A 19,283-nucleotide genomic window follows, 5' to 3' on the forward strand; every position below is an offset into this window, starting at 1 on the left:
TCCCCTGCGTCCGGGAGCTTTTTTTGTCAATTATTCGGTAATCAGCTTGTTTCGGTCTTCAGCCTGGGGAGGCTCTTCCATCCAGCCATGCTTGATCAACAGGTTGGCCCCATCCTCCGCATAAAAACTGATTTCAGGTATCAGGGAGGCATACTGTGCAGCAAGATCCCTTCTCGGGCTCGCTGCCATTGCCATGCCATAGTTGCCGACACCAGCAGCAATCATCCCAAGTACATGGAACAGAATCAGCTTATCGGAAAATACTTTGGCTGTAGAATCGGTAACCGCTGTTTCCCAGCTCATTGGTGCTGGCAAATCCTCTTTAATTAAAAAATTGCCGAATATTTTCACATGTTTAGTGGCAAGCTGCTTGCCCCTCAATAAATATTGTTTGATATCCTCTCTTTCTGCCACTTGAGCAAGCCCGGTTATTAAGGCCTTGCCAATCGAGTTGGTTTGGATATTTAGGAATAAGTGAGTTACCTCCGTGGAAGTAAGCGCCCTTTTGGGACCAAAGAAACCGGAAAGAAACTGTTGTTTTTCAACGAAATCAACCTTGTCGGGGATTGGCAAAACAGGAGGCCTGATATATGTACCTTGTTTTAACATTAGCTCTCTCGTTACATCCTGTAACTTTACACTGGCAGTTAGGACCGATTTATGGAAATCCACCACATCAGCCCGGGTAACCACTCCGAGTGCCGCCGAATTCGCTGCCATTGCCAAGATCGACATTTGACGCAAGTACATCAGGACAAATGAATCGGTAAAGAGTCTTGGGGCTTTGGGAATGACATCTTCGTTTGTAAAACCAAGTGGAATGGGAAAATTCTCTTTGTTAAACAAATCCTTCATGATGGAAAGATTTCTTGCGGCAATGTCTAAGGACATGATTATGATAGGGCGAACTTCTTCATCTTCGACCTTCTCCAAAAAATAATTTCCGACACAGCTCGCAAGGGTATCGTTGATATATTGAGTCCATAAAGTGGACATTTCTGCTGCTGTTAACGGTATTTGCGTTTTGTCATTCATACGGGCAATACCTCGCAATTCTTTATCGTTATTTAAAATTGCTAACCTGCAATCGATCTACTTACTCTTTTATACATAGTAGTGTCCACAACCCGGAATGAAATCATGTAAAAAAAGATTGACAAAATGGTCGGCGTGCCCTTTTTTCGTGACAGCGACATTAAGAAAGTTTATAATAAAAATAACAATATTTTGAATTCGACAAAATTAGTCGGTATTTTTTGCACCTTTAGACAATGGCCAATGGTTATCTTTTTTATAATGAAAGAAAGCTTGTCTAAAGAGGAGGGGATCGAGTGAGGTCCTATCAGCTTTACTTAATCGAAGAGGAATTTGCACGGCATTTCTATGGCAGGGAACGAACGTTTTACCAGCTATTCAAGGACTATAAGAGTGCAAGAGGGGACATGCGCAAGATCATCTCCAAACAAGTCAACTTTGTCACAAAGCCAATTCCAGTGCTGAGGATCCACCAGCTCCTTCATCAGCAGCTTTCTAGGATGAGCGGCTTTCGGGCTGAACAGGGCATCTATTATCTGGAGAAAAACAACCCCAAGAGCCTGGCAAGCATTAAGGTCAATGAGCGCTCCCTGACGATTGAATCGTCGGGGGATTTGGAAGCCGAGACCATTTTCTTTGAGGTCCTTCGTAAAAATGAAACCTCTTTTCTGGCCGTGGACATTTCGAGCAGCCGTTATGGCTGGCTGAAGCCCATCAAAGAAAGAAAGTTTGTCTGAAAAACAGGAGAAAAAATCACGCGAATATTGTATAATAACGTGTGGTTTAGTACACTGTATGTTAGACAACACGAAGGAGGAAATGGGTTATGTGGGATGTCATTCTAGTCGGTATCCTGGCATTGATTGCCGGTGTAGCGCTAGGGTTTTTCATTGCTCGCAGATATATGATGAGCTATTTGAAGAAAAATCCGCCAATCAATGAGCAAATGCTTAAAATGATGATGATGCAGATGGGCATGAAACCATCACAAAAGAAAATCAACCAAATGATGTCAGCTATGAACAAGCAGCAAGGCAAATAATAAAAAGGACAAGCACTCGCAGGGGTGCTTTTTCTTATGGAATGGCATAGTGAGGTTTTCAGTACTGGAATTAAGAATAGGTGTTAGTTCAATGTGCCCGAAAAAGCCTTGTGATCGGGATTTGGGTAACGATGGAGAGTTCAATGTGCCCAAAAAAGCTTAATGAACGGGTTTTGGGTAACGATGAAGGGTTCAATGTGCCCGAAAAAGCCTTGTGATCGGGATTTGGGTAACGATGAAGGGTTCAATGTGCCCGAAAAAGCCTTGTGATCGGGATTTGGGTAACGATGAAGGGTTCATTGTGCCCGAAAAAGCCTTGTGATCGGTATTTGGGTAACGATGAAGGGTTCAATGTGCCCGAAAAATACCCTAAAACCAAAAGCGGGTAACATTGAAGGCATAGGAAACGCATTATCACTACCTAGGCCACAGCGATACTTAAAACGGAACCAGGGCCTGTCGTAGTACTGCAGGGAAATCAATCTTCCTTATTTTGTGAATCTTTGGTAAAATAATGAAGCAATTTAGCGAGTCATTGCTGGGGGATGGAAAAATGAGGGTTTTTTTAGATTTAATGTGGTTTTTTAAAACGGAGAAGAAGGCTTATATTACAGGGATTTTCATGCTGTCCATTGTTGCTCTGATGCAGCTGGTTCCCCCAAGGGTGATCGGTGTCATTGTCGATGCCATTGAAACCCGCACGTTAACAGCCTCGGGGCTGCTGATGTGGGTAGTAATTCTGGCTGGCGTGGGTCTTGGAATGTACATACTGCGCTACTACTGGCGCATCCTGATATTTGGTTCGGCAGTGAAACTGTCCAGGCTGCTGCGGAACAGGCTTTATGCCCATTTCACCAATATGTCTCCTTCTTTTTACCAGAAGAGGCGAACAGGGGACCTAATGGCTCATGCGACGAATGATTTGCAGGCCATCCAGCAGACAGCGGGAGTGGGGGTCTTGACGCTCGTCGATTCCCTTGCCACAGGCGGCTTTGTCATTATCGCCATGGCCGCCACCATCAGCTGGAAGCTCACGCTGATTGCGCTTATCCCGATGCCGCTCATGGTGATTTTGACTTGGTGGTATGGCGAGATGCTCCATGCCCGATTCCACAAGGCGCAGGAAGCTTTCTCAACCTTAAACGATAAAACGCAGGAAAGCATTACCGGAATCAAAGTAATTAAAACATTTGGCCAGGAAAAGGAGGATATTGAAGATTTCCGCCGTCAATCGGAGGAGGTGGTCCAGAAGAACATTGCCGTTGCCAAAGTCGATGCTTTGTTTGACCCGACCATTTCCATCGTGATTGGGATTTCGTTTTTTCTATCCCTGGCCTTTGGTGCGCGCTTTGTGATCAATGGCGAATTAACCATTGGGGAGCTTGTGTCGTTTACCACCTATCTCGGGCTGCTGATCTGGCCGATGCTTGCCTTTGGCTGGCTGTTTAATATTGTGGAACGCGGCCGTGCTTCCCTTGAACGGGTTAATTTCCTTCTTGCTGAAAAGCCTGATATCGTGGACAAGGAAGAGGCGCTAGATATCGTCCCGGCAGGAGATATTTCATACAGCATCAAAACGTTCGCCTATCCAGGCGAGCCTGAGCCGGTCCTGAAGAATATCCATTTCACCCTCCCAAAAGGGGCAACACTTGGAATCGTCGGAAAAACGGGAGCAGGTAAGACCAGCTTGCTCAAGCTGCTGATCCGCGAATTTGAAGGCTATCAGGGAGAAATTAAAATCGCGGGAAAATCCCTTCAGGATTATAAACTGGATAAATTGCGGGAAGCAGTCGGTTATGTTCCGCAGGATCATTTCCTGTTCTCGTCAACAGTGTCTGAAAACATCGCGTTCGCCAAGCCGGACTCTTCGGAGGAGACCATTCAAGAAGCGGCGCGGATCGCCCACATTCATGAAGATATCCTGCAGTTTACCGACGGATATGAAACGGTTGTTGGTGAACGGGGGGTCAGCCTTTCGGGCGGACAAAAGCAGCGGATATCGATTGCGCGCGCCCTATTGTTGAACCCGGAGATTTTAATCCTGGATGATTCCCTGTCTGCGGTGGATGCGAAAACAGAGGAAGAAATTCTGGCGGCACTCAAAGAGAACCGCGATGGAAAGACTACTATTATAACGGCTCACCGCCTTAGCGCAATCCAGCACGCGGACCTGATCATTGTGCTGGATGCCGGCGAGATTGTTGAGCGAGGTTCCCATCAGGAACTTATGGAGAACGGCGGCTGGTATAAAGATATGTACCTGCGCCAGCAGCTTGAAGAGCTGGTCGAGCAAGGGGGATAGGAAAATGGAGAAAATGACGGCATTAACCTCTAAACAGCAGCGTGCGGTCCTGAAAAGGCTGCTTGGCTACGCCAGACCGCATATAAAAACGCTATTGATTGCGTTCGGCCTCTTGCTGCTGACAACGATTGGCGATGTGACCGGTCCCATTCTGGTGAAAATTTTTATCGATGACTATCTGCGAGCCGGGAATTTTCCATTCGAGCCGCTTCTGCTGTTAGGGGCTGCGTATATGGGAATCCAGGTCCTCAATGTAATTGTATCCTATCTCCAGCTGTACAAATTTCAGGAGATTGCCTTGAAAATCATCCAACAGCTGCGGATTGATGTCTTTTCAAAGGTGCAGGCACTTGGGCTTCGTTATTTTGACAGAACCCCGGCAGGGTCGCTTGTTTCAAGGGTGACCAATGATACGGAGGCAATCAAGGATATGTTCGTCAGTGTCATCGCGACATTTATCCAGAGCGGCTTCCTTCTTATTGGAATATTTGTGGCGATGTTCATTCTCAATGTAAAACTGGCCCTGTTTTGCCTGGTTGTGTTTCCGTTGATTATGATGATCATGACCATCTACCGGAAGGTCAGCTCGAAATTTTATCAGGATATGCGGGAACGGCTCAGCCAGTTGAATGCCAAGCTGAGCGAATCGCTGCAAGGAATGCCAATCATCCAGGTTTTCCGGCAGGAACAGCGCCTGCGGAAAGAATTTGGCGATATTAATGAAAAGCATTACAAGGCAGGCATGAGGAATATCAAGGCGGATGGATTGCTGCTTCGCCCGGCCGTCGATCTTGTCTATATGGTCGCCTTGATTATCGTCCTCAGCTTCTTTGGAATCAGCTCATTTGATAGCCCGGTGGAAATCGGAGTACTTTACGCTTTTATCAATTATCTTGACCGTTTTTTCGAGCCGGTCAACAATATGATGATGCGGCTGTCCATGTACCAGCAGGCCATTGTGGCTGCATCACGGGTATTCAAGCTGCTTGATGAAAGCGACCTGGCTCCAGCCCAGCCCGAAAAGAGCAGCAATAAAATAGAACAAGGAAAAATTGAAGTCCGCAATTTGAGCTTTTCCTATGACGGAAAACGGGATGTTCTAAAAAACATCGAATTTACGGCGCTGCCAGGCCAGACCGTTGCGCTTGTCGGCCACACCGGAAGCGGAAAAAGCTCCATCATCAATCTGCTAATGCGGTTTTATGAGTTTGAGCGCGGCGAAATAAAAATTGACGGAAAATCCATTAAAGATTATCCCATTGATGAATTGCGCAACAGGATGGGGCTCGTGCTCCAGGACCCATTCCTATTTTACGGCAGTATAAAAGACAATATCCGCCTCCACAATGAGGCTATGAGTGATGAGGAAATCGAGGAAGCTGCAAAATTTGTCCAGACGGATACCTTCATTTCAAAACTTGAAGACGGATATGAACAGAGAGTGGTAGAGCGGGGCTCGACATTTTCAAGCGGACAGCGCCAATTGATTGCCTTCGCGCGAACCATTGCGACAAATCCCAAAATACTGATTCTCGACGAGGCCACCGCCAATATCGACACGGAGACGGAAGAAGCCATCCAGACAGCGCTAGCCAAAATGCGCCAGGGCCGGACGACGATTGCCATCGCCCACCGGTTGTCCACTATCCAGGATGCAGACCTAATTCTTGTCCTTCATCATGGAGAGATTGTCGAGAGAGGAACACACCAGGAGCTGCTTGCCCAGCAAGGTCTTTACCATAAGATGTACCTGCTGCAAAATGGCTCGGTTGAACGGCTTGAAGATGCCGTCAGCCAATAGGAAAAGAGCAGGAGTCTTTGCCCCGATAATTACCATATAAATAAAAACAGCTGTCATCCGTATAGGAGACAGCTGTTTTTAATGGAGATTAACTTTTTTTATAAATCTACTGTTATAGGTGTTCAGCAAGTGATCAAGTTCCTGGCTGCACCGAATGGCTTTTGAGGAGCTCAGTCCGTTTGTGGATGCCACACGGATGAGCTCTTCCCGTTTCTTTTCAATCTCATTGCTTAGTTCTTGTTTCTTCATGGGGCACCCTTTCTGAGGACCTGCCTCGGATATGTAAATAGCTTATAAATCTTGCAAAAATTTCAAAGACAAATTCTAGTATAATCGAATTCCCAGTGGATTTCAAAAAAACCTGCTTGGAATTTATTTGCCAACATATTCATTATTAATAAATTGTTCACAGACCGTTTCATATCATTTGCTGTATAGATTTGATAGAATGAATACGTATTGATGTATAAACAGGAGATGTTAATATGACAGACGTAAATGTATTGCTTGCGCTTGCAGCCGGTTTCCTCAGCTTCATCTCTCCATGCTGCCTGCCGCTGTATCCAGCATTCCTTTCCTATATTACCGGGATGTCGGTGGGGGAAATCAAGAGTGAAAATGCGATGCTTCAAAAGCGCAGCATGCTGCACACGCTTTTCTTTTTAGTGGGTTTTTCAATCATCTTTATCGCCTTGGGATTTGCCACCTCGTTCATCGGGCAGATATTCAGCCAATACAATGATCTGATTCGCCAGCTAGGGGCCATTTTCATCGTGATTTTCGGTTTGATGGTTGTTGGGGTCTTCCAGCCAAAATGGCTGATGTCTGACCGCCGGATTGAATTTAAGAACCGCCCTGCAGGCTATTTTGGTTCCGTGTTGATCGGGATGGCATTCGCGGCCGGCTGGACCCCGTGCACTGGTCCCATCCTTGCATCGGTCATCCTGCTTGCCGGCTCCAATCCAGGCTCTGGCATGCTGTACATGATCGCTTATATTCTCGGCTTTGCTGTACCTTTCTTTATTCTCTCTTTCTATGTTGGAAAAATGCAGTGGATCAGAAAGAATAATGTGAAAATCATGAAAGTTGGCGGTTATATCATGATCCTTATGGGGGTTGTCCTGTTTTTTGACTGGATGACCAAGATCATTGCGTTTCTTTCGCCAATGTTCGGCGGGTTTACGGGTTTTTAACGTACCCTTGCTCAGGCCATTTAGGGCAGGTTGCTTAAATGGCCATGCTCCATTATAATTAAGTCTGTTTCCTATTTAATGATAGTGTTAATTCAATAAAAGGGATGAAAGATATGGACTACGTTTTATTATCGACTATTGGGGCCATCGGGATGGGAACGCTTGCCATGATTGTCAGGATGAAAGCCGCCAAGAAACCGGCCTCCGCCAAGAAAATCATCCTGCCTCCGATTTTTATGAGCACAGGGGCGCTCATGTTCATTTTCCCTATGTTTCGTGTCAGCTTTCTCCAAGTGATGGAAGCCCTCGCCATTGGCATGCTGTTTTCCATCCTGCTCATTCGAACCTCAAAATTCGAAATTCGGAATCAGGATATATATCTTAAGCGTTCCAAAGCTTTCATCTATATCCTCGTGGGACTGCTCGCTGTCAGGATCATTGCCAAAATGGTGCTGAGTGCGACGATTGATGTAGGAGAGCTAGGAGGCATGTTCTGGATTCTGGCCTTTGGCATGATTGTTCCATGGCGGATTGCCATGTATCTTGAATATAAAAAGCTTCACCGTGAGCTGCATGAATCAATTGAACCCAATTTGGTATAAAAAAATCCCCTGGCTGCAGGGGATTTTTTTAGTAAAACTAAGAAACAAGCTTCAAGCCGACTGCGGAGCTTAATACCATGGCGATAAACAGAATCCGCCGCCAGTCCTTCGATTCTCCGTAGAACAGCATGCCAATGATGGCGCCTCCGGAAGCGCCGATTCCTGTCCAGATGGCGTAGGCAGTGCCCATTGGCAAGGTTTCCATCGCGACCGAAAGGAAAATAAAGCTGGCCCCAAAAGATAGGATTAAAAGGATGATCGAACTCCATTTCTTGTCCTGGTGAAATTTGTTCATCATCGCGACGCCCGCCATTTCAAACAATCCAGCTGCCAGTAAAGAAATCCAGGCCATTACGCTTCTCCTCCTTTTTCCTGCTGTTCATCTGTGACAAGCTTCAGCCCAATCACACCAGCCAGCAAAAGTATAATCAAAAGGATTTTCTCGATTTTAAACGGATCGCCAAAGAAGAGGATATCCACTGCGACGGTCCCGGCCGTGCCCAAGCCGACAAAGACCGCATAAAGGGTACCTACAGGCAGACCTTTTCCAGCTGAAATCAGCCCATAAAAACTGATAATGATCGCCACGACTGTTCCCGCCCAGTCAAGCAGACTGTCCGAATGTTTTAAGCCAATCACCCAGATTACCTCAAAAAACGCAGCAACGAAAACTTTAATCCAATTCGGGTTCATACTATTCACTCCTATTCATAGATTGCCCTGAAACACAAAAAAGCCCCGGAGACTGTTATCAAAAACAGAATCTCCCGGGCTTTTGTCCCTCCGTGGCACAGCAAAGCTGTGTGTCTTCTCTCGGACCAGACCAAACAGTGTTTGCGGAACCCTAGAAAACATCTTCATATTTAAAAGTAGTTTCTATTATACAGGTGAAAATATGATTTGGGTAGGGGGAAATTGAAAAAAGCTGCTTCCAATTTGAAGCAGCCTAAAACAAATGTTCATATGGGGTGATGTTGATTTTGTTCTCAGACAGTTTTTTGCGCAAAAACTTGTGGTCCCGTTTCGGAGTGGCCAATATATAGCCACGGATGACCAGGTCCGGCGTAATTTTCGAAACTTTCTCCTTCAGTGCAAGCTCCCCGATCTTGCCGGCAATCTTTTGCCGGGCAACGTCACGGAACAGTTCAGGCACCGGACTGACCAAATCCTCCAGAAACGCTTTTTGGTCATCAGGCCATAAATCCCGGGTCTCTTTCACATAATGTTCTTCCCAATCCATATCCGACTTGCCGTCTTCTTTCGGCATTTTCTTCAAGAACTTGCGGAACATAAAGAAGCCGCCAATCGCCATCGAACCCGCGAAAATAACAATCCATATTAAAATAAACCATAAAAACCAGCCAGTTAACATTCCATTTCACCTTCATCTTACAAAATCTCTTCTTTTATTATAGTATCTTACCGCCTCGTAAGACAAGCCAACTTATACATAGTGTAAAATTCAAAGACCTTGAAAAAAAGCCAGTGTCGAATTATAATAGAATATGTCATTAACTAATACGGGGCTGGATGGGGTACTGGTGTCCTCCACGGTCTTCAAAACCGCTTGTGACCTGCGTGCCAGGTCAGGTGGGTTCGATTCCCACGCAGTCCCGCCAACCCAGTCATATCAAGGCTATTTACCTTAATACATAAAGCAGGAGACCGGGTGCACTCGGTTTTTTTTATTGTCTTGGTGCCCCAAAAGTGCCATTGCCTTTGAAATTGAAGGTATCACTTTACAAATAAATGAACATTACAAACTGAATTAATATACGAGGCCCTATCCAACCAACAGTCGGATAGGGCTTTTTCTAATTCCGAATATCGAATCTTAATAGGGTAGAGTGATATCAAATTCTGTACCCCGCTATTGCCGCTATTTGGTAAATCTCTATTGGTGGTTCGGTTGTAGCGTATGCTTTAGGGATAACCCAAGTTTCCCCTTTGGAAGAGAAGTTATTATATGATCGTTTTTGCACGATTTACACGTTTTCTATCTCTAATTTAACTTATATTGTTATTTATTGTTCTGGGATTTGTAATGTAAATAAATTTGGACAAACTATCAACAATTAGGGGGGCTTTAGAGGTGGTAGAAAGGAGGTAAATCCGATAAAAAAGGTTTGGAAAACGGCTATTGTTATTCTCATTTTTTATCTAATGTATGCTACCATATTTGGCGTCGTTATTTTTAAAGATAACCATCCGCAGGTTAGTAGCACTTATAAGGAACAGCATAAAGTGGAAAGATTCTATGGAAATGAGGCGTCACAGGATCGTGTGATTCTACTGGAAGAAAAAATGTTTTCAGGTCTTGCACGTGTGAACTTAATGGCAAATGCACAGGAATCTATTGATGTCTCCTATTATGCGATTCATAAAGGATATATTACTGATTTAATGTTAGGAATGATATTGGATGCGGCCGATCGTGGAGTAAAGGTAAGGATCCTTTTAGATGGAATTTTTCATGGCCTTAGATTTAGTCTGAAAGATGTTCAATACGCCTTAATCCATCATCCAAATATCGAAATTAAATTTTATGAACCATTAAATCCTTTACTGCCTTGGACATGGAATAATCGACTCCATGATAAATTACTTATTATCGATCATAAGTATGCAATTATCGGGGGCAGAAATATCGGGGATCGATATTTTATTGAAGAAGGTCAAAAATCCCCTACGAATGACCGAGATGTTCTAATCATTAATACGGATCCCAAGTCAAAGGAAGGCAGTGTTTTGCATCAAATGGAAGGCTACTTTAATCAAGTCTGGGACCATCCCATTACACAAGTTCCTTTTAAAAAGCTATCCACAAACCAACAAAAGAAAGCAAAAGAAGCCAATCAACAATTAAAACAGAAACTGGAAAATTTGAGAAAAACGGATAAAAAATTATTTGCTAGTTATTATGAGTGGGTGAAAATGTCCCTTCCTACTAAAAATATCACCTTTATTCATAATCCTATACAAAGATTTAATAAAGAACCTTGGGCTTGGTATGAATTAACGAATCTCATGAAGAATTCGAAAAAGTCCATAGTCATTCAAAGCCCATACGTTATTCCAACGAAACCTATGCTTCCTTATATGGATACGTTACAAGTACCTCCCGAAAAGATAACGATTTTAACGAACTCTTTAGCAACGACAGCAAATGTTATGGCCTATTCAGGACATATTAAACATATTAACGGGATGGCAAAAAAGGGTGTGAATGTATTGGAATATCAAGGACGTGACTCCATACATGCCAAAACATTTATCTTTGATAATCGATTGAGTTCCATTGGAGCATTTAATATGGATTCCAGGTCGACTTTTTTAAATACTGAGTCTATGGTCGTTATTGATAGCGTGGAATTTACCGAGAGTCTCGAAAAAGAAATGAACCAGTATTTTAAAAAGAGCTTAAAGGTAGCAAAGGATGGGTCGTATATAGAGGACCCAAACTTAAAACCAGGTAAAGTAAGCTGGGTTAAATCATTCAGTATAAAAGGACTATCCTATATAACGGGTTTATTCCAGCATTTATTATAAGGCTCCACTCAATAAACCCAGATAGGTATAGTTAAATTTCATTAAACTCATTCTGTAGGACTACACAGGACTTTGAGATACTAAAAATTACGTACTGTCTAGAACTCTGGAACAGTTGAAGCGGGTTTTCTAATAAATCCCTTGGGGGAAAGTCCCAACGGGATTTTTTTGTTTGAAATTCTCCACGTAGTTAAATTCTCTTCCTATTTTTTCACTTTTTAGGGTTGACAAAATACCTTGTGGGGTATAATATGAAACTTGCAATGAACGAAACCAAACAAGCGAAAAGCTTTGTAAAAAAATAGAGCCATAGAATGGAGGGGTTTGGATGGAATATAATGGCCAGATGAAAAATCGTGTAAAAAGGATTGAAGGCCAGCTCAGAGGAATATTGCGCATGATGGAAGAAGGCAATGACTGTAAAGATGTGATTACTCAATTGTCCGCCGCGAGATCAGCCATTGACCGTTCAATTGGCTTAGTGGTAAGTTCCAATTTAGTGGAATGTGTGCGTAAAGCAGATGTTCAGGGAGAGCAGCAAACGGACGATTTGATAAAGGAAGCGGTAAATCTGTTAGTCAAAAGCAGGTAAAACAAAGGGGTTGACACCCTTTTATCTTTTTGTTAACTTTATACCCGTAGGGGTAAAGGTAATTTTGTTAAGGGAGGATCATCATGACGGAAAAGAAAAGAACAACGATCGTATTATTTAGCGGTGATTATGATAAAGCGATGGCGGCGTACATCATTGCCAATGGTGCAGCAGCCTATGACCACGAGGTAACCATCTTTCATACCTTCTGGGGGTTGAATGCTTTAAGGAAAGAAGAAGAGATTGAGGTTGAAAAAGGATTCATAGAAAAAATGTTTGCCAAAATGATGCCCAAAGGTGCTGATAAAATGGGGCTGTCAAAAATGAATTTTGCAGGATTTGGCCCGAAGATGATTAAGAATGTCATGAAAAAGCATAATGCCATGTCTCTTCCTCAACTGATAGAGATGGCTCAAGAGCAGGATGTTAAACTTGTAGCCTGCACAATGACTATGGACCTCCTTGGTCTTAAGCAGGAAGAACTCCTGGACAACATTGAATATGCAGGAGTCGCGGCCTACCTTGCAGATGCCGAGGATGGCAATGTGAACCTGTTTATCTAGACCCAAGGAGGGAGAATAGGATATGGATTACCTTAATTATGCAATATTCGCCTTGCTCTTGCTGTTTGTGTTGATACGTTTTGTGCCTGTAAAAGGAATCAGGAATATTTCAGCGTCTGAACTTAAAAACGAACTGAATGACAAGCAAAAGCAGTTCATCGATGTCCGGACTACTGTTGAGTTTAACAGGAATCATATCAGGGGCTTTAAAAACGTTCCACTTCATCAGCTATCCCAAAAGTCTAAAGAGCTGGCAAAAGATAAGGAAGTCGTCGTCATTTGCCAAAGCGGCATGAGAAGCATGAAAGCGAGCAAGGAGTTAAAGAAATTGGGCTTCACCCAGATTACGAATGTCAAGGGCGGAGTAAGCGCTTGGAGACCTTAGGAGGAATAAGCATGAAACAACTAACTGCCAAAGAAGTAGAGGCATTATTGAAACAAGATAAGCCACTATACATAGTTGATGTGCGGGAAGCAGATGAGGTGGCTGCAGGAATAATCCCTGGTGCTGTCCATATCCCCCTGGGCCTATTGGAGTTCCGCATGCATGAATTGGATAAATCAAAGGAATATATTATGGTTTGCCGTTCAGGAGGCAGAAGCGGCCGTGCGTGCCAGCTGCTGGACAGCCATGGGTATAACATCATCAATATGGCTGGCGGAATGCTGGCATGGGAAGGGCCGACTGAATAATTTTTTAACACTAAAATATACCCTGATGGGTAAAATGGAGGAATCATAATGGAATCTTTAAAAACGGATATAGTATTGGATGCAAAAGGCCTGGCTTGTCCGATGCCAATCGTCAAAACCAAAAAAGCAATGAACAGTGTGGAAGCAGGCCAGGTTGTGGAGGTCCAGGCAACCGATAAAGGTTCAAAAGCAGACCTTAAAGCGTGGGCGGAAAGCACTGGGCATCAATACTTGGGCACAATTGAAGAAGGCGGGGTCCTGAAGCATTATCTTCGTAAATCATCCAGCGAAGATACAGAAGAAAGAAAGCATCCTGTCACAGCAACGAACAAAGAGCTGGAGAGCAAACTAAATGATTCGATTGTGGTCCTGGATGTAAGGGAAGAAGCGGAATATGCGTTTAATCATATTCCAAATGCCATCAACATTCCGATGGGTGAGCTGGAAGCGCGGCTTGCAGAGATTAATAAAGAAGATGAGATTTTTGTGATTTGCCGTACTGGCAGCCGCAGTGACCTGGCTGCACAAAAGCTGGCCCAAAACGGATTCAGCAAAGTAACGAATGTCCTTCCTGGCATGAGCGCGTGGAACGGCAGCACGGATAGTATAACTAAGTAAAATGTTCTTAAATTTTTTAACCTATTATATACCCTGGGAGGTAAGATAAGTGGCTATTAAAGCAATGACTTCAAAAGAAGTGACAAAGAAGGTTTTTAATAAAGAAAAACTGTTTGTTTTAGATGTCCGAAACGAAAGTGATTTTCAGGATTGGAAAATTGAAGGAGAGAACTTTCAATATCTCAATATCCCGTACTTCGAACTTCTTGATGGAGTAGAAGGAATCATGGACAGCATTCCTGCAGAACAGGAAGTCCTGGTTGTCTGTGCAAAAGAAGGTTCATCGATAATGGTAGCGGAAATGCTGTCTGATGCCGGACTTGATGTTTCCTATCTGCAAGGCGGTATGAAAGCCTGGAGCGAACATTTGGAGCCTGTGAAGGTTGGAAATCTGAAAGATGGCGGAGAGCTTTACCAGTTTGTCCGGATCGGCAAAGGCTGCCTTTCCTATATGGTCCTGTCAAATGGCGAGGCGGCCCTTATTGACGCTACCCGTATGACAGACATTTACCTTGATTTTGCCAAAAGCAAGAATGCGAAGATTACCCATGTATTTGATACCCATCTTCATGCCGACCACATCTCCGGCGGCCGGGTGATTTCCGAGAAGACAAATGCGACTTACTGGCTGCCTCCAAAAGATGCGACAGAAGTAACCTTTGCCTATGAACCGCTTGAAGGCGGAAAGGATGTGAGCATTGGGGAAACGAAAATCAATATTCACTCTTTATACTCCCCAGGGCACACGATTGGATCTACATCCTTCGTAGTTGATAACCAATTCCTGCTTTCAGGGGATATTCTCTTCATTGATTCAATCGGCAGACCTGATTTGGCCGGATTGGCTGAAGACTGGGTTGGCGATCTGCGCGAAAGCCTGTATTCCCGTTACCGGGAGCTATCCGAGGAATTGATCGTGCTGCCTGCACACTTTATGATCATTGATGAGCTGAATGAAGATGGAAGTGTTGCCGAGAAGCTTGGAGTATTGTTTGCCAAGAACCATGGATTGAATATCGAGGATGAAAATGAATTCAGGAAGCTTGTAACGGAAAACCTGCCGCCGCAGCCAAATGCCTACCAGGAAATCCGTGAAACGAATATGGGTAAAATCAGCCCGGATACTGAAAAACAGCGCGAAATGGAAATAGGGCCAAACCGCTGTGCGGTCCGCTAATAATTAAAACTTTAAACTTTTTAGGAGGCTGTAATAATGGAAGCAAACAAAGTATTAGATGCGAAAGGCCTGGCATGCCCAATGCCGATTGTAAAGACGAAGAAAGCGATGGCTGAGCTTGAATCCGGCCAGGTGCTGGAAATCCATGCAACAGACAAAGGGGCAAAGAATGACCTTGCTGCCTGGGCAGAATCAGGCGGACATGAGTTTGTTAAGCACGAAGAAGAAAGTGATGTCCTGAAATTCTGGATTAAAAAAGGCTAATAATTGTATAGAGGGGAACCAGCATGGTTCCCTTTTTTTTAGGAGAGTGAGACAACCATGGAACTCGAATTTATTATCACTATTTTTCTTATTGGGTTTATCGGTTCTTATATTTCAGGGATGCTCGGGATTGGCGGGTCCATCATTAAATACCCGATGCTTCTCTATATCCCTCCATTGTTTGGCCTGGCTGCCTTCAGTGCCCATGAGGTTTCAGGCATTAGCGCAGTGCAAGTATTTTTTGCAACAATTGGCGGAGTCTGGGCCTACCGGAAAGGTGGTTATTTAAATAAATCATTAATTGCCTACATGGGAGCCAGCATTTTAGTCGGCAGCTTTATTGGCGGATTTGGATCAAAGCTGATGTCGGAAGCAGGCATCAACTTGATTTATGGGATCCTCGCCTTAACAGCAGCGGTGATGATGTTCATTCCCAAAAAGGGACTGGATGATATTCCGCTGGATCAGGTGAAATTCAATAAATGGCTTGCAGCTGTACTATCGCTGATTGTGGGGATTGGGGCAGGTATTGTTGGTGCCGCAGGAGCATTTTTGTTGGTGCCAATCATGCTCGTGGTATTGAAAATACCTACAAGGATGACCATTGCTTCTTCTTTGGCGATCACTTTCATCTCTTCAATCGGAGCTACCGTCGGCAAAATTACGACGGGCCAAGTGGATTATGGGCCTGCAGCCATAATGGTTGTCGCAAGCTTGATTGCGTCACCATTAGGGGCAATGGCAGGGAAAAAGATGAATACAAAAATTCTTCAGGTCGTTTTAGCAGTTTTGATTCTGGCAACAGCTATAAAAATTTGGATGGATATTTTATAAACGATACGTTTTGTGGAAGGATAATGCAGGATTAAATCTTAAAAGCGAGGGTACCTTTAATAATGCCCTTATATGTTAAGTTTATAGGAAAGGATGACGAATGTTGGACTTTCATTATACAGTCGAGACCAATAAATATTTGGAAGCTAATTTGAAAAATGAATCATTTGGTGTGCTTTGGACTTTTAACATTAAAGAAAAGCTTGAAGAAAAGGGATTTAGCCTGGAGGACCCATTCTTTGTCCTGGAGGTATGCAATCCGAAGGAAGCCGAGCGCGTACTTAAAGAAAATAAACTAGTCGGATATTTTCTCCCTTGTAAGATCGTCGTATATAACGACAATGGAGTCACCAAGATTGGCATGCCGAAACCGACAGCACTTATCTCCATGCTCGATAATAATCAATTAAAAGAGATGGCCATGGACATTGAAAACCGTTTAATACACTGTATTGAAAAGACAGTCTAAAGCGAACAACAGGAATAAAGCTTGCTGCATACATTTATAAAGAGGGCTCATTTTCTTTTGCTATTTAAGAAAATGGGCTTTTTATCTTGAAACCGCAGAGGACACCAATAGAATGACGCAGGTAAAAACCACTTTTAATTTACCATAAATAACCAAAATCCCAGCGGAGCTTACTCGTTGACTATGTACCCGCATGGGTATAAAATTGGCGGGTATAAAGGAGGATGAAGATGAAAATTTTATTTATACTATCCTTGGCAGTCTTCCTGTATAAAAGATATTTCCCTGTTCCGGGAATTTATCATACAGATTGTAATAAGATTAACACCGCTAACGTAAAGGTAATTGATATAAGAGATTTCAATGTATCGTATAATGATCCTGTTGAAGGGGCAATTAATCTTCCAGTTGCCTACCTCCACAGGCATTATGCAGAAATTAATGGCGATGTTCTTCATGTGGTTGCATCAGATACAATAGAAAAAAACATCGGGATTCGCATTTTACGGAAAAAGGGTTTTAGGGTCAGCGGGTATTCTATACCTGAAACGAAAGAAGTATTAAAGTTGAGATAAAAACGTTTTGTAGTTAAAGTTAAAGGCTTGCTGTCCACCAGCAAGCCTTTGTAGTTTATTCACCTTTTTGGGATGGCACTAGAGTAGGTCTTCCAGCCTCCATCCAGGTTTTTCACTCTATACCCATTTTCCTTTAGGATCCTGGAAGCCAGATAGCCTCTCAATCCCACCTGGCAAGAGACAAAGACCGTTTGATCTTTAGGAATTTCGGGCAGGCGGTCCCTTATTTCTCCCAGCGGGATATTAATTGAACCCTTAATGAATCCCCTGGCTCTTTCAATCGGCTCGCGGACATCAATCAGCAGCCCGCCATTCTCGACGATTAAGTCAATCTCATCCCACTGCACGGTTTCAACATCTCCGTCCATGATGTTGGCGGCAACATAGCCTGCCATGTTGACTGGATCTTTTGCAGAAGAGAAGGGAGGAGCGTAGGATAATTCCACTTCGGTTAAATCATGGACCGTTAACCCTCCTTTAATGGCCGTTGCAATGACATCAATCCGTTTATCGACGCCATCTTCGCCGACAGCCTGAGCTCCATAGATGCTTCCTGTCTCCGGGCTGAAGAGCAATTTTAAAGCAATAGGCGCAGCTCCTGGATAGTAGCCGGCATGGGAGCTTGGATGAATATGGACTGCCTGATAGTCCTTGCCCAGCTGTTTCAGCTGTTTTTCGTTCATACCAGTAGCGGCAGCCGTTAGGTCATATACTTTTGCAATGGAGGTGCCAAGTGTTCCTTTATATTTTTCCTGCTTGCCATATACATTATTGGCTGCAATTCTACCCTGGCGGTTCGCTGGTCCTGCTAACGGAATCATGGCTGCATTTCCATTGATAAAGTCTTTGACTTCAATTGCATCTCCAATGGCGTAAATATCCGGATCATTCGTTTGCAGATAATCATTCACGAGAATCCCGCCGCGCTGGCCTACCTCCAGGCCGGCCATGACTGCAAGCTTATTCTCAGGGCTGACCCCGATTGATAAAATCGCCATGTCGGTGCAAATTTGCAATCCACTCTCCAGTTCAATGATACTCCCATTTTGTTTAAAAGCTTTTACTCCATCCTCCAGAATCAGGTTAACGCCTTTTTCTGCGAGATGGGAGTGAATAAGGGAGGCCATTTCATAATCAAGCGGAGCCATTACCTGCTTTCCAAGTTCCACAACTGTCACTTCGATGCCGCGCTCCGCAAGGTTTTCAGCCATTTCCAGCCCAATGAACCCGCCCCCGATTACGACAGCTTTTTGAGGGTGCTTCTTATCGATGAATGATTTGATTTTATCTGTATCCGGAATATTTCTTAACGTAAAGGTGTTGTTTGCTTCCGAAAGCCCATCAATTGGCGGAACAACCGGTTTTGCACCAGGGGATAAAATCAAACTGTCGTAATTTTCTTCATAAACCTCATTGGATTGAAGATTTTTTACTGTGACCGTTTTTTGATCGCGATTGATGCCGATTACTTCCGTCAGGTTCCGGATATCAAGGTTAAATTTTTTGCTCATTCCTTCAACCGTCTGGACTAAAAGCTTTTGCCTGTCCTTGATCGTCTCGCCGATATAGTAGGGCAGACCACAGTTTGCAAAGGATATGTGTTCACCTCGCTCAATTAGAATGATGGATGATGTCTCATCCAATCTTCTTAGTCTTGCAGCGGCTGTAGCCCCACCTGCAACTCCACCTACGATTACAATCTTTTTAGCCATGGTATTTCCTCCTCTTTTCTTTTAATACCTGTATGGGTATTTTAGTGTGTGGATAATCCCTAAAATTAAGGGGATTGTTTACATCTATATACTATACAGGGTATAAGTAGGTTTCAATATTAAATGAAGGATTATCCCCAAAAAAGTTATTAGTATCCACAAATTAGACAAATGTTAAAGGCCTCCCAATTTGAAACCTGCTGGCAGGGATTAAATATTTTCCTTGAAGCTATTACCCAAGTTCGACAAGAAGTAGCTTGAG

23 protein-coding genes, 1 tRNA gene, 1 pseudogene and 1 riboswitch are annotated in these 19,283 nt (G+C 43.7%); of the genes and pseudogenes, 19 read left to right on the top strand and 6 right to left on the bottom strand.

Going from position 1 to position 19,283, the window contains the following annotated elements:
• Positions 1-30: 30 nt before the first annotated feature.
• On the bottom strand, positions 31-1,035 hold the full coding sequence (locus ADU22_RS11130) for a DUF3231 family protein (protein ID WP_053362214.1): 1,005 nt from the start codon (positions 1,033-1,035) through the stop codon (positions 31-33).
• Positions 1,036-1,331: 296 nt separating this feature from the next.
• On the opposite strand from ADU22_RS11130, the gene sirA reads away from it, so the two are divergent.
• From sirA to ADU22_RS11150, 4 genes are all read left to right on the top strand, one after another.
• Positions 1,332-1,772 carry a sporulation inhibitor of replication protein SirA gene (gene sirA / locus ADU22_RS11135; protein ID WP_053362215.1) on the top strand — a complete coding sequence of 147 codons (441 nt, stop codon included), beginning with the start codon at positions 1,332-1,334 and terminating at the stop codon, positions 1,770-1,772.
• Between the two features lie 89 nt (positions 1,773-1,861).
• The gene (locus ADU22_RS11140; protein WP_046522079.1) at positions 1,862-2,077 is read left to right on the top strand and encodes a YneF family protein; all 216 of its coding nucleotides are present in this window, start codon (positions 1,862-1,864) and stop codon (positions 2,075-2,077) included.
• Positions 2,078-2,630: 553 nt separating this feature from the next.
• The gene (locus ADU22_RS11145) at positions 2,631-4,379 is read left to right on the top strand and encodes an ABC transporter transmembrane domain-containing protein (protein ID WP_053362216.1); all 1,749 of its coding nucleotides are present in this window, start codon (positions 2,631-2,633) and stop codon (positions 4,377-4,379) included.
• 4 nt (positions 4,380-4,383) lie between these two features.
• Positions 4,384-6,180 (top strand): ABC transporter ATP-binding protein, encoded by a 1,797-nt coding sequence (locus tag ADU22_RS11150; protein WP_053362217.1) that lies wholly within the window; start codon positions 4,384-4,386, stop codon positions 6,178-6,180.
• Between the two features lie 78 nt (positions 6,181-6,258).
• Here ADU22_RS11150 and ADU22_RS11155 read toward each other — a convergent pair whose 3' ends face one another.
• Positions 6,259-6,429, bottom strand: a complete 171-nt coding sequence (locus ADU22_RS11155) for an aspartyl-phosphate phosphatase Spo0E family protein (protein ID WP_053362218.1) — start codon at positions 6,427-6,429, stop codon at positions 6,259-6,261.
• A 236-nt stretch (positions 6,430-6,665) separates the two neighbouring features.
• Between ADU22_RS11155 and ADU22_RS11160 the strand changes: the two genes are divergently transcribed.
• Both ADU22_RS11160 and ADU22_RS11165 read left to right on the top strand, forming a co-directional pair.
• A complete protein-coding gene (locus tag ADU22_RS11160; protein ID WP_053362219.1) occupies positions 6,666-7,373 on the top strand; it encodes a cytochrome c biogenesis CcdA family protein in 708 nt (235 codons plus the stop codon).
• 113 nt (positions 7,374-7,486) lie between these two features.
• Complete coding sequence (locus ADU22_RS11165; RefSeq protein WP_053362220.1) at positions 7,487-7,975, top strand: CcdC family protein; 489 nt, start codon at positions 7,487-7,489, stop codon at positions 7,973-7,975.
• Positions 7,976-8,012: 37 nt separating this feature from the next.
• On the opposite strand, the gene ADU22_RS11170 is transcribed toward ADU22_RS11165, so the two are convergent.
• From ADU22_RS11170 to ADU22_RS11180, 3 genes are all read right to left on the bottom strand, one after another.
• A complete protein-coding gene (locus ADU22_RS11170) occupies positions 8,013-8,327 on the bottom strand; it encodes a DMT family transporter (protein ID WP_053362221.1) in 315 nt (104 codons plus the stop codon).
• A complete protein-coding gene (locus ADU22_RS11175; protein ID WP_053362222.1) occupies positions 8,327-8,668 on the bottom strand; it encodes a DMT family transporter in 342 nt (113 codons plus the stop codon). Before ADU22_RS11175 ends, ADU22_RS11170 begins: the two co-directional genes overlap by 1 nt.
• 69 nt (positions 8,669-8,737) lie before the next feature.
• Positions 8,738-8,834: riboswitch (guanidine-I (ykkC/yxkD leader) on the bottom strand.
• Between the two features lie 87 nt (positions 8,835-8,921).
• Positions 8,922-9,347, bottom strand: a complete 426-nt coding sequence (locus ADU22_RS11180) for a DUF2621 domain-containing protein (protein WP_053362223.1) — start codon at positions 9,345-9,347, stop codon at positions 8,922-8,924.
• A 150-nt stretch (positions 9,348-9,497) separates the two neighbouring features.
• Between ADU22_RS11180 and ADU22_RS24605 the strand changes: the two genes are divergently transcribed.
• The 13 genes and pseudogenes from ADU22_RS24605 to ADU22_RS11235 all read left to right on the top strand — a co-directional run bounded on the left by ADU22_RS24605 (position 9,498) and on the right by ADU22_RS11235 (position 17,309).
• A tRNA-Sec gene (locus ADU22_RS24605) sits at positions 9,498-9,594 on the top strand.
• Positions 9,595-9,871: 277 nt separating this feature from the next.
• A complete protein-coding gene (locus ADU22_RS25495) occupies positions 9,872-10,054 on the top strand; it encodes a hypothetical protein (protein WP_353611405.1) in 183 nt (60 codons plus the stop codon).
• A gap of 165 nt (positions 10,055-10,219) precedes the next feature.
• Complete coding sequence (locus tag ADU22_RS11185; RefSeq protein ID WP_197280045.1) at positions 10,220-11,524, top strand: phospholipase D-like domain-containing protein; 1,305 nt, start codon at positions 10,220-10,222, stop codon at positions 11,522-11,524.
• A 328-nt stretch (positions 11,525-11,852) separates the two neighbouring features.
• A complete protein-coding gene (locus tag ADU22_RS11190; RefSeq protein ID WP_053362225.1) occupies positions 11,853-12,116 on the top strand; it encodes a metal-sensitive transcriptional regulator in 264 nt (87 codons plus the stop codon).
• An 83-nt stretch (positions 12,117-12,199) separates the two neighbouring features.
• A complete protein-coding gene (locus ADU22_RS11195) occupies positions 12,200-12,679 on the top strand; it encodes a DsrE/DsrF/DrsH-like family protein (protein WP_053362226.1) in 480 nt (159 codons plus the stop codon).
• Between the two features lie 22 nt (positions 12,680-12,701).
• Positions 12,702-13,064, top strand: coding sequence for a rhodanese-like domain-containing protein (locus tag ADU22_RS11200; protein WP_053362227.1), 363 nt, complete (start codon positions 12,702-12,704; stop codon positions 13,062-13,064).
• A gap of 11 nt (positions 13,065-13,075) precedes the next feature.
• On the top strand, positions 13,076-13,372 hold the full coding sequence (locus ADU22_RS11205) for a rhodanese-like domain-containing protein (RefSeq protein WP_053362228.1): 297 nt from the start codon (positions 13,076-13,078) through the stop codon (positions 13,370-13,372).
• Positions 13,373-13,420: 48 nt separating this feature from the next.
• On the top strand, positions 13,421-13,990 hold the full coding sequence (locus ADU22_RS11210; protein ID WP_053362229.1) for a sulfurtransferase TusA family protein: 570 nt from the start codon (positions 13,421-13,423) through the stop codon (positions 13,988-13,990).
• A 63-nt stretch (positions 13,991-14,053) separates the two neighbouring features.
• Positions 14,054-15,167 (top strand): annotated as a pseudogene (locus ADU22_RS11215) (MBL fold metallo-hydrolase); the annotation flags it as partial.
• A 36-nt stretch (positions 15,168-15,203) separates the two neighbouring features.
• On the top strand, positions 15,204-15,431 hold the full coding sequence (locus ADU22_RS11220; protein WP_053362231.1) for a sulfurtransferase TusA family protein: 228 nt from the start codon (positions 15,204-15,206) through the stop codon (positions 15,429-15,431).
• Positions 15,432-15,488: 57 nt separating this feature from the next.
• Complete coding sequence (locus tag ADU22_RS11225; protein ID WP_053362232.1) at positions 15,489-16,265, top strand: sulfite exporter TauE/SafE family protein; 777 nt, start codon at positions 15,489-15,491, stop codon at positions 16,263-16,265.
• A gap of 103 nt (positions 16,266-16,368) precedes the next feature.
• On the top strand, positions 16,369-16,734 hold the full coding sequence (locus tag ADU22_RS11230; RefSeq protein WP_502688741.1) for a DUF302 domain-containing protein: 366 nt from the start codon (positions 16,369-16,371) through the stop codon (positions 16,732-16,734).
• Between the two features lie 230 nt (positions 16,735-16,964).
• Positions 16,965-17,309: a rhodanese-like domain-containing protein gene (locus tag ADU22_RS11235; RefSeq protein ID WP_053362234.1), complete on the top strand. Its 345-nt coding sequence runs from the start codon at positions 16,965-16,967 to the stop codon at positions 17,307-17,309.
• 59 nt (positions 17,310-17,368) lie between these two features.
• Here the strand turns inward: ADU22_RS11235 and ADU22_RS11240 are convergent, their stop codons facing one another.
• A complete protein-coding gene (locus tag ADU22_RS11240) occupies positions 17,369-19,021 on the bottom strand; it encodes a CoA-disulfide reductase (protein WP_053362235.1) in 1,653 nt (550 codons plus the stop codon).
• Positions 19,022-19,283: the final 262 nt, after the last annotated feature.

The sequence above is a fragment of the Bacillus sp. FJAT-27251 genome (assembly GCF_001273925.1).
GTDB lineage: Bacteria > Bacillota > Bacilli > Bacillales > Cytobacillaceae > Mesobacillus_B.